The sequence below is a fragment of the Psychrobacter sp. GP33 genome (assembly GCF_014119005.1).
In the GTDB taxonomy this organism is placed as follows: Bacteria; Pseudomonadota; Gammaproteobacteria; order Pseudomonadales; family Moraxellaceae; genus Psychrobacter.
Genome location: NZ_JACGYX010000005.1, coordinates 39,417 through 52,055 on the forward strand (window position 1 = coordinate 39,417; position 12,639 = coordinate 52,055).

12 protein-coding genes are annotated in these 12,639 nt (G+C 42.0%); 6 read left to right on the forward strand and 6 right to left on the reverse strand.

Features of this window, described 5'->3' with window-relative positions; genetic code table 11:
- The first annotated feature begins 76 nt into the window (after positions 1-76).
- From H2245_RS07970 to H2245_RS07985, 4 genes are all read left to right on the forward strand, one after another.
- Positions 77-1,915: an AMP-binding protein gene (locus tag H2245_RS07970; RefSeq protein WP_404944669.1), complete on the forward strand. Its 1,839-nt coding sequence runs from the start codon at positions 77-79 to the stop codon at positions 1,913-1,915.
- Positions 1,916-2,182: 267 nt separating this feature from the next.
- Positions 2,183-2,899 carry a ribonuclease PH gene (gene rph / locus H2245_RS07975; protein ID WP_182406878.1) on the forward strand — a complete coding sequence of 239 codons (717 nt, stop codon included), beginning with the start codon at positions 2,183-2,185 and terminating at the stop codon, positions 2,897-2,899.
- A 6-nt stretch (positions 2,900-2,905) separates the two neighbouring features.
- Positions 2,906-3,397, forward strand: coding sequence for a hypothetical protein (locus tag H2245_RS07980; protein ID WP_182406879.1), 492 nt, complete (start codon positions 2,906-2,908; stop codon positions 3,395-3,397).
- 188 nt (positions 3,398-3,585) lie between these two features.
- The gene (locus H2245_RS07985; RefSeq protein ID WP_259365142.1) at positions 3,586-4,473 is read left to right on the forward strand and encodes a hypothetical protein; all 888 of its coding nucleotides are present in this window, start codon (positions 3,586-3,588) and stop codon (positions 4,471-4,473) included.
- A gap of 112 nt (positions 4,474-4,585) precedes the next feature.
- On the opposite strand, the gene hemJ is transcribed toward H2245_RS07985, so the two are convergent.
- The 6 genes from hemJ to serB all read right to left on the reverse strand — a co-directional run bounded on the left by hemJ (position 4,586) and on the right by serB (position 10,368).
- Positions 4,586-5,020, reverse strand: coding sequence for a protoporphyrinogen oxidase HemJ (gene hemJ / locus H2245_RS07990; RefSeq protein ID WP_182406880.1), 435 nt, complete (start codon positions 5,018-5,020; stop codon positions 4,586-4,588).
- A gap of 122 nt (positions 5,021-5,142) precedes the next feature.
- A complete protein-coding gene (bioB, locus tag H2245_RS07995) occupies positions 5,143-6,192 on the reverse strand; it encodes a biotin synthase BioB (RefSeq protein ID WP_182407104.1) in 1,050 nt (349 codons plus the stop codon).
- Between the two features lie 308 nt (positions 6,193-6,500).
- Positions 6,501-7,007: a hypothetical protein gene (locus tag H2245_RS08000; protein WP_182406881.1), complete on the reverse strand. Its 507-nt coding sequence runs from the start codon at positions 7,005-7,007 to the stop codon at positions 6,501-6,503.
- Between the two features lie 257 nt (positions 7,008-7,264).
- On the reverse strand, positions 7,265-7,750 hold the full coding sequence (locus H2245_RS08005) for a hypothetical protein (protein WP_182406882.1): 486 nt from the start codon (positions 7,748-7,750) through the stop codon (positions 7,265-7,267).
- Positions 7,751-7,924: 174 nt separating this feature from the next.
- Positions 7,925-8,929 (reverse strand): DUF368 domain-containing protein, encoded by a 1,005-nt coding sequence (locus tag H2245_RS08010; RefSeq protein WP_182406883.1) that lies wholly within the window; start codon positions 8,927-8,929, stop codon positions 7,925-7,927.
- Positions 8,930-9,126: 197 nt separating this feature from the next.
- A complete protein-coding gene (serB, locus tag H2245_RS08015) occupies positions 9,127-10,368 on the reverse strand; it encodes a phosphoserine phosphatase SerB (protein WP_182406884.1) in 1,242 nt (413 codons plus the stop codon).
- 442 nt (positions 10,369-10,810) lie between these two features.
- On the opposite strand from serB, the gene H2245_RS08020 reads away from it, so the two are divergent.
- Positions 10,811-12,172 (forward strand): hypothetical protein, encoded by a 1,362-nt coding sequence (locus H2245_RS08020; RefSeq protein ID WP_182406885.1) that lies wholly within the window; start codon positions 10,811-10,813, stop codon positions 12,170-12,172.
- Positions 12,173-12,384: 212 nt separating this feature from the next.
- Positions 12,385-12,621, forward strand: coding sequence for a PA3496 family putative envelope integrity protein (locus tag H2245_RS08025; RefSeq protein ID WP_182406886.1), 237 nt, complete (start codon positions 12,385-12,387; stop codon positions 12,619-12,621).
- Positions 12,622-12,639: the final 18 nt, after the last annotated feature.

A 12,639-nucleotide genomic window follows, 5' to 3' on the forward strand; every position in this document is an offset into this window, starting at 1 on the left:
TAATCACTAACCAACACTGTATTTGCGCCTTCATTAGATTATTCTATGTTTTTAAATGTACCATTTAGGAAAAGTTATGACTGATACTGCCAATAACCAAAGCTCTAATAAAAAAAATAGTGCCAATCAAGAAACGCCTGCCCACAAGCCAAACAAAGGCAACGTAGCAAAAGGGCATCGCGCTCAGTCATTGGCAGAGACAAATGCTTTTCCAACCATGCCCGATATTCCAAGTGATCGCCCATGGCTTGCTGCTTATGAGCGTTACGGCATCAGCGCCACTATTGATATGCCTGATGACAATACCTCACTACTAGAAGTATTTGAGCGTAACTTTCGTCGTTATGGGCAAAAACCTGCCTATATTTGCATGGGCGCGTCGATTAGCTTTAAGCAATTAGACTTATATAGTCGGCAAATCGCCAGTTATTTACAATCATTAGGTTTGAATAAAGGCGATAAAGTGGGCGTAATGATGCCTAATATTTTACAATATCCTATTGTTGCTCTTGGTGTCATTCGTGCGGGCATGATTTTAGTCAATGTTAATCCGTTATATACCAGTCGTGAATTGTCGCATCAGCTTGACGATAGCGGCGTAAAAGCCTTATTTATCGTTGAGAATTTTGCCAAAACTTATCAAGAAACCAGTAATAAAGGTCATGTTAAGCACGTTATCGTCTGTAAGCTTGGCGATATGCTCGGACTAGTGAAAGGGTTGGTGGTTAATCTCGTCGCCCGTCATGTTAAAAAAATGATTCCTTCTTATAATTTGCCGGACAGTACCAGCTTTAAAGAGGCGCTCAATAGCGTATCAGCAAGCAAATATAAGCGTCCAGATTTGAACTTAAGTGATGTGGCGTTATTGCAATATACGGGTGGTACGACTGGCGTGGCAAAAGGGGCAATGCTAAGCCACGGCAATTTAGTCGCCAATATGCTACAAATTAGCGCCTTGATGGACAGCGCGTTTGAGGATGATGTCAATGCTGAAGACGTGATTTTGACCGCGCTACCACTCTATCATGTGTTCTCATTTATGGTCTGTGGCATGTATGGAATGTACCAAGGTTATGCAGGACTGCTGATTCCTAATCCGCGTGATTTAGATGGTTTGATTAAAGAAATGGCTAAATATAAGCCGTCATTTATTCCTGCCGTCAATACGTTATTTAATGGCTTGGTCAATAAAGAAAGCTTTGCCACCTTAGATTTCTCTAACTTAAAAGCAGCGATTGGTGGTGGTACATCAGTATTGCCTAGTGTCGCGAAAAACTGGCATAAAATCACAGGATTACCGATTGTAGAAGGTTACGGCTTATCTGAAACGTCTCCGGTAGTCGCGTTTAATCCAATGACCATTGCTGAATTCACCGGAAAAATTGGTATTCCAGCGTCTAGTACCGACATCATATTGATTGATGAAGAAGATAACGAAGTGGCTATTAGCGAGCGCGGCGAGATATGCGTCAAAGGTCCACAAGTGATGATTGGCTATCAAAATCGCCCTGATGAAACGGCAGAAACGTTCACGGAAAATGGTTATCTGAAAACCGGTGATATTGGTATTATGGACGACAAAGGATTCATTAAAATTGTCGATCGTAAAAAAGACATGATTTTGGTATCTGGTTTTAACGTGTATCCGAATGAGATTGAGGAAATCATGAGCGAGCACCCTGCGGTTAAAGAGTGCGGCGCGATTGGTATTCCAAACGAGCAGCGCGGTGAAGATCCAAAGATTTTTGTGGTCAAAAAAGGTGAGGTGACCGAACAAGAATTACTCGAATTTGGCAAAAAGAATTTGACCGGTTATAAGCGTCCACGCCACGTGCAATTCGTTGATGAATTACCGAAGTCGAACGTTGGTAAAATTTTGCGTAAAGAGTTGCGTAAGATGGAAGGTTTGGATTAATCTTCTGGCATAACACTGTTAATTATTATCATAAAATCTAAAAGATAAAGGCGGAAACGTCTTTATCTTTTTTTCGTTTTAACGATGGTCTTTATCAAAAATACCGTGTAATCGTAAGCACTTATCTTGCTATTATGCTGTTGTCACGTTAGGATATCTCAATATTTACGTCTGCCAGATGGCCTGATAATGAGTCATTGTTGATTTTTTAATGGGTAGACTACTTGTTTATACCACTGCCTTTATAACACCGTACTAGGAATTTTTATGCGTATTGACAACCGTGAGCTTGACCAACTTCGCTCGATTACCTTTGAGCGCCACTATACCAAGCATGCTGAAGGGTCAGTGTTGGTCAGCTTTGGCGATACCAAAGTATTGTGTACCGCCAGTGTTGAGTCAGGCGTTCCGCGCTGGTTAAAAGGTAAAGGTAAAGGCTGGATTACCGCTGAATATGGTATGTTGCCACGCGCGACCAATACTCGTAACCAACGTGAAGCAGCGCGCGGTAAGCAATCAGGTCGTACCCAAGAAATTCAGCGTTTAATCGGTCGTAGCCTACGTGCCATGATTGACTTAAGTAAGCTTGGCGAAAATACTATTTATCTTGATTGTGATGTGTTACAAGCTGATGGCGGTACGCGCACAGCCAGTGTGACTGGTGCAGCGATTGCCTTAATTGATGCGTTAGAAAGCATTCAAAAAACTAAAAAACTAAAAGCAGATCCTTTAATTGGCTTGGTTGCTGCGGTTTCTGTGGGCATGAAAGATGGCAAAGCTTATCTCGATTTAAACTATGAAGAAGACGCCAGCTGTGACACGGATTTAAACGTGGTTATGACCCAAAAGGGTGAGTTTATCGAGTTGCAAGGTACTGCTGAAGAAAAGCCGTTCACTCGCGCCCAAGCCGATGACATGCTTATCCTTGCGGAAAAAGGTATTGCCGAGCTCATTACCATGCAGAAAACTGTATTAGGCTGGTAGTAACGTATGCTTAAGCTAACTGATGACGGTGCAAAGATTACCTTACAAGGGCAACCCCAAGTATTAGATAATGGGTTGTTCTGGTTTGGTGCTGCGTTATTGGTAGGCGCGGTTGCGGTTGCGCTGGCAATGAGTTTGTTACCTGTACGCTGGTCGATTGGTGCGCTTGCTCTGCTGATTATTGGTAGTTTTATCTTTAATCGGCAGCGGCAGAACCATAAAAAAGCCATGAGCGGTCAGATTAGCAGTGGCATATTATGGGTACGTTGTAACGAGCTGGTACATGATAATCAAGGCAAACGCGCTCATATTCATCTCGCTGATGGCGACATCATCACGCTAGAGGGTGAACAGCTACAAATTATGGATGTTAATCATATCCGTAAATATCATATCAGCGGTTTTGATAATGAGAAAGAAGCTCAAGCTACCAAAGCTATTTTACAAGGACAAACGTTAAATAAACGGCATGTCACTATTAAAATGAGTAACGACTAACCCTTCTTTTTACGCAATATTTCTTTTTACTTTTAATATTGCTCATTTCTTGTTCTCCCATTTATCTCCTTCTTCCTACTCTTTAGCGCTTGCAGTATCCTGCTGAAATAGTTTATAACTAGAGGTTATTTATTTTATAGTTATGGCTATTCTTGCTGCCATTGTTGCTGTCCTAAAAGGAGCGTGTCATGTCTTGTTTGTCGGTTACCGCCTCACATAAACTGGCGTTTGTTCATTATTTATGCTCAGCCCCATCTCGTTATCTGCAAGCGCAACCTATTTTAAAAAAAATACCAACCACGGCGTTGTTAGTAGTCTTGGCAACGACTAGTGGTCAGGTATATGCCGATAGTATGAGCACGCTTATCACCCAAAAATCTGCCCAACCCGAGCTTGCCGTACCTGCTGCTCGTGTCAGCACCCACTCAACCATTCAGCGTGTTCGCATGAATTCTCCAACGCCCTCTACCAATAACGTCAATTCTGCGCCTATTACTAAGGCGCCTGTTTATAAATCGCAAACTTATAAACAACAGAATACCCCCATCTCCGCTGTGAATACTTCTTCCCGTTATCCAGAGGCAAAACGTCAAGCGCCAAATGTATTGCCTGCATTTTTATCAGGTGGCTCTATAGCTGGCAGCTATGATAACGTTGATAGTGCTCATTTGCCGTTATTAAGCCGTGCTGAAAATAAAAGCAGTAGGGCAGCGCGTGAGGTCATCAGTATGGCGCGAACTATGTCGCTTAATGAGCGCACCATGATTAAAGGCGGCTGCTGGGATTATCTCAATGCGGTCTTTAATCGTGCAGGCGTGAACCGTAGTACCGTTCATAAAGGCGCTTATGCCGAAGGTCCTTACGTCAATAGTGGCGAGATTCAGGTTGGCGATTGGCTGTATTATATTAATCATGGCTATAACGATATCGAGCACAGCGGCTTATTTGTAGGCTGGGTCGATGAATCAGCTAAGCAGGCACTGATATTAAGCTACGCTGGTGAAAGCCGAAAAGAACCAGCACGCTATAGAGTGTATGACTTAAGTCATGTGTACCATATTATACGTCCGACTTAATATCTCAACTCAGTATCTGTCCTAATTAAAAGGAATAAAAAATCCTGCATAACCGTGATAAGTTATGTAGGATTTTTGCTTATTAAGCGTTTAACCAAATTTAAACCAGATTTTAAAAAGGTTTTACCACGACTAAAATGACGATAATGACCAACGCAAACACAGGTACTTCATTAAACCAGCGCCAAAACACGTGCGACTTATATTGTGGATTATCTACCAGTTTCTTACGATAAAAACCGCATGCGCCATGATAGGCAGATAGTAGTACAACCAAGAAAATCTTGACGTGTAACCAGCCTTGGGTTTTATAAGTATCCCAACCTAAAAATACCATCCAAAGCCCAAAAGTCCAAGTAGCAATCATCGATGGAGTCATGATACCGCGATACAGCTTACGCTCCATAATAATAAAGCGTTCGTGACTGATTTTATCGTTGCTCATGGCATGATAGACATATAAGCGCGGCAAGTAGAAAATTGCCGCAAACCAAGTGACTACCGAGATAATATGTGCCGCTTTAATCCAGTTAAAATAATCTACCATGTAAGTCTCTTGTGCTCGTGTTAATCTATATTGTATGCAATTGAGAGTCAGCAAACGCAGCAAGCTTAGCAATAATTATTGTTTGAAATCAGAATATTGCTAAGCCCAAACGCGATTTAGTATTAATCCGCCAATACCATTTGTGATTCATGACCACTAACGGCATCGAGAACGGGTAATAGTTTTGGTGCTCTTGGCGCAGCAAATTGCTTGGTCAGCCCAAGTTCACGCATCAACCTATCATCGCCTGACTGGCTAGCATTGCCTGTCGTGAGTAGCTTATCACCATAAAAGAACGAATTAGCACCTGCCATAAATGCCAGCGATTGCTCAGCATCTGATAAACTTTCGCGTCCAGCCGACAGACGCACATAGCTGCTTGGGCAACAAATACGCGTTACCGCAATGGTACGAATCCACTCAAGAACAGATAAGCCGCCTTCTGCCAACACTTTATCACCAATCGGTGTACCAGCAATAGGAACCAATAAATTAACAGGGATAGACTCAGGCGCTTTTGGCATTTTGAGTAGTTCATGTACCCAATCAATGCGGTCATCACGGCTTTCACCCATACCAACGATATTACCACTACACACATTGATGCCAGAATTACGCACATTATCAAGCGTATTTAGTCTGTCATCGTAGCTGCGCGTGCTGACCACTTGCTCATAGTAACGGCGCGATGTATCAAGATTGTGATTATAATAATCCAATCCCGCATCGGCCAATTGCGTTGCTTGATCAGGATTAAGCATACCTAAGGTCATGCACGTCTCTAACCCTAATTCTTTAACTTCTTTAATCAGCTCGACTACATATGGCATGTCTTTCGCGCTCGGATGTTTCCAAGCCGCACCCATACAGAACCGTGATGAACCGGTGGCTTTAGCACGTTTTGCCGCAGCAATGACTTTATCAACGTCGATGCGCTTTTCAGCTTCTAGTTTAGTTTTATCACGGTGATGACCCGATTGTGAGCAATAACCACAGTCTTCAGGGCAATTACCTGTTTTAATAGACAACAAGGTGCTGATTTGCACTTCATTGGCCTTGAAATGTTGGCGATGAATGGTTTGCGCTTGCAACAATAAATCCATTAATGGCAAATCAAACAATTCGGCAATCTGTTCGCGGCTACCAATGATAGGAGCAGTTGGCGCTTGCATAGTATTGGTAAAGAAATCACTATCGCTTTTGATGTTATCAGCAATGATACTATTGTTTATATTCTCGGTAGGTTCAGTAATGCTCAGCAGTCCTGCCATGAGGAAAATCCTTTTATAATAAGTATTAGGCAAATAAGAAAGTAAAAATATATTTAGACATCACTAATGAAAAGAAAACCCTCAAGATTAACTTAAATTGAAGGTAAAAAAATCATAAAAAAAGGTGCGGTAACCGTAGTATACCGCAACCTTAATATAAAAAGCAGACCTGCATTACAGGTTGCTAATTGGTGGTAATAACAAAAAATCTATTTACCCAATTTATATTTAGCAACACCAATCCAATGTTCTGCACATTGCTGGGCTTTATACGCATAAGGCTTTACACGTTCGATATGTGGTTTTAGCTCTTCTGGTACTGCAGGTACAATATGTTTGGCAAGCTTATTGAACCACATGAGCAAGCTATATTCGCCTTCAATGCTCAACTCTTTATCTTGAACCGCAGTCATAAAGGCAGAAAGGTCACCTTTGGTTAACAACTTTACGCCCGTCATTGAGTCTTTAAATTTAATCGTTAACGTCGGCGTATCTGCATGTCCGCGATGTTGACTAAATTGCCCATTATCAAAGCTAAAGTAACGCGCCACATCAGACTCATCGCTGGCAAATTCAATAGTCGCTTTTTTATCAGCAAGCAAATCTTTGAATGCTTCATTGTCACTACTGGCAAGCATGGACAAACGGTAACCGATAGCAGCAAGCAAGACGTCTAAGGGATCAGACTTCACATCAAGAACAGGAATAGTAAACATGGACAAACTCCTAAAAATAAAGGATAAAATAAAACGTACTTTATAACAATTCTACGCGCAGTTATGTAGTGATATGATTACATTATAAAGGAATGGTGCTTATAGATTCATTAGCAATTGTGTAGACACTATTAAGCATGAGGTAAGTATCTTGTTAATAATAGTATGTCGAACTTGCTATGCTTATCTTTTAGATAAAAAAAGAGAATAATAATTATAAAAAACTGGAGGCGCATTTAATAAAAGAATCAGATTACTTAACGAAAGCGCGGTTGAAAGTCTTCATTATATACAGGGCTGTGTTCGATACAGTTATAACTATTATGAGTATGTTTAGTATCTCTATGTTTCATATCACTATCAGCAATACTACTATGGTTTATATCTTTAGATTTAACACTAATAATTTTAATATTTAAAGTTTTAACTTCAACGGTCTTAATATTGCTCACGCTACCATAGCGAAGGATTCGATACGAAATCCATAGAGCAAAGGGCAGCCAACACAGACCCATTGCCAGCACATAACACTCCCAATTCGTCAGCGGTAGCCAGCTGCTCAGCCATTGATACAGCAGATCAACGCTAAGCCAATATAAAATAGCCCCAACTACCCACCATAACCAGCGCTGTGCCGATAAGGTCAAGGCTAATAAAAAACCGCTGACCACACCACAACCAAACAGCGCGCCGGTACTCAAAGCGCTTATATCACCACTCACCAATATCGCTACTATCATCATTCATCTCGCTTCTCATAAGGTGAACTTTAATCCTTATATTATGGAAGCTTAACGAATAAAGCTAAAGAGGCGCACAGTGTCCTTGCGACAGTCACTGACGTTTATTATTACTGTTTATGAAAGCCCATAAAAGCCCAAAACGGTGAGTCATGGTTGGTTGTATAAACTGGCTAGTTACTCACTATTACTGCGATGACCCCACCATGATAGTAGAGATACTAGAACTGCGCCTAATACCATTAACCCCAAAGTCATGCCCCAATGCGCGCCAGTAGGATACTGCCATGGTGCGACATTATTAATAGCGTCACTGGTGAGTGTGCCTAAAGCATCGGTTTTCCACGGCCATACTTTGACCAAAGATCCTGCAATAAATCCCGTTAATAACGCTAAAGTCGCTTGGTAGTAGCGTGATAACAGCCACTTAAGCATACGCGTAAAGAGCAGTAAACCTGTCACCATACCTGCCATCAACGTCAGCAAGATAGTTAAATTAAAAGTATGTACTGCCTCAAGTACCGTGTCATAAGCACCCATCAAGAGCAAAATAAAGGAGCCAGAAATACCCGGTAATATCATCGCGCAAATGGCAATGGCACCAGCGACAAATAAATAAGGCAAGCTTGGCGTAGTACTAAGTATTGGCAAGCTACTGATAATCACTGCCGCGACCGCCCCCAGCAAAAATAGTCCAGCGCGTGCAACTGTCCAGCGTGTAATCTCCGTTAGTAAAATTACCACCGTCATGATGACCAGTCCAAAGAAGAATGACCAAATCAATAATGGCTCATTGTCCAGCAGATATTTTATCCCTCCGGCTAGGGTGACTAAACTGGTCGCAATACCTGCCACTAAACACAATAAAAAGGTCGCATCAACCTGTCGCCAAACAGCAAGTAAGCCTTTCATTCCGCCATCAGCGCGAAATATATGCCACAAGCTAGGACCAATACTGCTGAGTGCATTAATTAGCCGTTCATAAATACCAGCAATAAGAGCAATAGTGCCGCCTGAGACACCGGGCACAATGTCGGCTGCGCCCATAGTCATACCTTTGATATAAATCGCTAATAGTTCTTTCGGGCTATCATGGTGTACGTGCACTTTATGTGCAGGAGCAGGTTCTACGTGCGGATTCGGCGACGGCGAATCTGAGCGCGGTGTTGGTGATGCCGTCATGGACATTCCTTTTAAAAAATCAAGATAATAGGGAGAGGTAATAAAAAAGAATAAGCTGAATCAGCGATAAAGTCGCTCACTCAGCTTATTAGTATGCAAAATTTCTCTTAGCACAATTTTGGTATGCAGGATGTTTTAACCAATAAAAATAATGATATTAAACGGCGTTCATTCAACTCACTTTATTGTTACTGGCTTTATTTTGTAGGAGTAAGTGCAGGGTATCCAAGCGCATAAAGTACGCCTTCAAGACCGGTGACATTCACTGCTGCATCTGCGCGCGCTTGCACGATAGGTTTGGCTTTGTAAGCTACACCCAAATCAGCCAGTGCTATCATTGGCAAGTCGTTGGCACCATCACCAACGCAGACTACTTCTGCCATATTAAGACCCAAGCGTTCAGCCGTTTGCGCTACGATTGCCGCTTTTTTAGCGCCATTCAAAATAGGGGTTTGCACATGACCAGTCACCATGCCATCTTCAATATCTAAATGATTGGCATGAACTTCATCAATGCCCAATTGTTCTGCAATATAGCGGGCAAAATAAGTGAAGCCGCCCGATACCAGCACAGTATGATAGCCTAAGGTTTTAAAGGCACTGATGGTCGTGCGTGCACCAACTGACAAGGTTAAGCGGGCGCAAATTTCATCTAATACCGTGGTTGGCACATCTTTTAATAATGCCACCCGCTGAGCAAATGAGTCATCAAAATCAATCTCGCCGCGCATAGCAGCTTCGGTGATGCTTTCAACTTGTTCGCCAACACCGGCAACTTTACCAAGCTCAACAATGACTTCTTGCTCTATCAAGGTGGAATCCATATCAAAGCAAACCATCTTATGGGTTCGCAACATTTGACCGATGGATAGAATATGACAATCGACCAAACTTTGACTATCAACCGCCACGTCTTTGGCGTCAGGATGATTATTATTATAATCTGCTGCCAAATCACGACGTAGACTTGAGGTTAATTGTTCATCAATCATATGCGCAGCGGCTGTTTTTTTAGCAGGGTGCATTAAGGTTGCGGTTACAGGCACCAATAGATAACGGAACACTTGTGCAGGAATAAAGGGTGGTTTAGAGGTAGTCTTCGTACCTAAAATAGCTTCAGTTGTATCTATATTTACAGTACCTATATTTGCTGTACTAGTATTAACTTCTATATCAACAAAGGTTGCTTCCTTATCTTCAGCTACCGTAACCAGATGCCAATTAGGCTGCTTGTCGACCCATGATTGCACGTAATGATGAATGTCGAGAGCAGAGACATGCGCAGGCAAGACGACGATTAAGGCGAACACCGGTAGTGGCTGTAAGGCATCAAAATCATGTAAATCAACATCTTCAGGCATTAAGGAGGCTACAGAATCAACAGCTTGTCGCCATGCTTTGCTGTCTTTTGGTAACGAGTACGGCGTATTTTTTGGCATAGCTTAATTGTCCCTTGTATGCTCAGATAAGATTAGGAATAATAACAGTTTTACTCAGCCTCGCCTATAGATGAGCGGTGAAGTATTTTTTGGAGTCATTTTGGATTAAATATGGAACTTTATTACAGAATTGGTAAGCATTAAAGTAAAAAACTGCCGCTAAAAGCGGTATGATGAGCGCGTCTATTTCTGTCCGTATTTCTAATATAGTCACTACGTTTATAACCGTGTTTATAATACGTATGATAATGCTATAGTGTCGCAGGATAATCGTGTTGATATCGATTTTATGAATAATAATATTGATGATTAATATCGAGAATAACGTTAACGTTATCCAGACAAAACCTATTTAGATGATCCGTATTGATGATTTATTTTTCCAGAAAATGAGCCATATCTCGTTTTTTAACTTCCTCTATTCAAAAAAGTTTCCGATATCATGACGTATTTAGCGCCGCGGCAAGGGCTGTTTGCCATTATTGTTTTGGTCAGTTTTTGTTTGCAAACTCTGCTGCTGGTGATTAGCACCGACCAACAATTGACTAAGAATCGCGAGCAAAAAGGCGAGCAGACCATCAGCCAGCTGATCGATGAGTCGCGCCTATCTTTAGAGAATAAAGACCGCGTAAGCCTAAGCGTGATTGCCAATCGTTATACCAGTGAGCAGGACATCGCAAGCTTGGTTATTAAAGATGGTAAAGGCGAGGTGCTAGTGCCGGTGGGCAACGCGCCAATGCAAAAAGGGATTACCCTCACTCAAATCGCAACTGAAGGCGATGCGGTTATCGGTAGTGTGGCGCTAACCCTCAAAGACATTAGCAAAGGCGAAATCATTGCCATGCAGTGGCCGTTTGTTATCGGCTCGCTCATCTTTCATCTGCTACTTTGGGTCGCTTATGGTTATATTGCTCGTCCCACTAAAGAGCAGATCAATGCGCTAAGTCGTGATATTGACAATTTTCGCCGTCGTAACCCTGGAAATAATACGGGAACTGATAATGACAGTATCAGCAGTGGTCGCCTAAGTCATACTACCTTTGGGGAAGGGCAAGCCGTTCATAGTGAAATGGATAATTACTTACAGACGCAGCATACCCATGAACAAAATGTTCCTTCATTTATCAAAAATAGCAGTGCCAGTAGCAGCGATACTGCTTACAATAAGATAGATGAGGATAATGCGGTGATGCCAAACGTCGCTAAGTTATCGGCTACTCGGGCTTTTGATAGTGTCAGCGTGCAAATTATGTTTCATGATGAGTATCGCATGCTTGAGCGCTTAACGCCTGAGATGCGCATTCCTTATTTAGCGCTTTGCACCCAGCTGTTTAATCAAGCATTAACGGAGCTATTAAAACAGCCACTATTGTCTGGCGTCAGTGCCGTCAATAGCCCTGTCTTTGATGAGCATGGCGCCTGTGCAGTGCTCAAAGCAAATAGTAGTCATGCCAAAGTAGCCCTTGCCGGAGTCATGCTTGCCAAACTGTACCTCATGCTCAATAAAATTATTCATGATAAACATATTGAGCTATCACGCTTTGCTCTGCCAGCAAAAGCTGGAGTAAGCGATCAAGAATTGGCGATGAAACAGCTGCTTAAAACAGTTGGTAGGAAAGAACAATTGCTGATATTAGTGCCTAATGCAGGACTTAAACAAATTGGCAACCATGTACAAGTCCAAAACATCAAGCGCCCAACCACCGTCTATGAGCGCGAATGCGTCGTATTTGATGGTGGTAACGCTGCCATGATGGAGCGTCTTGCTGATGTTCGTGATGCCGTACTAATGGGCGGTAACTAAAGGTAAAAGAAATATGGTTACAGCGTCGATTGAGCGGTAATCAAGCCACAATTAAATATGGTTTAAACCAAATAATGCAAGCGATAATCACCTCGTAAAGACGTTCCAAAGTGAATGAAAAAATGAAAATGATTGACAACGCGGAACAGAGACTTTATAAGGCATGTATGTATCCCACTATTTTAATTTTTGTACAAGTTTAGGAGTTGGTCATGAGTGATACTGATATCGATGATGATTTTGATGGTGAATTTTCTGATGATGATGATGCCAAAATGGTTGAAGAGGCAGAAACCAGCGTTCGTACTCGCCTAAGCAGCCTCGAAAAGCGCCGCTTAATCGATAATTTACTAGAAGAAAAACGCTTGGCAAAAGAGCTAAAAGACGAGTTAGACGACATCGATAATTTTGATGAAGACGATGATGATTGGGAAGACGACGATTTCTAAATAACAGCGATATACAAG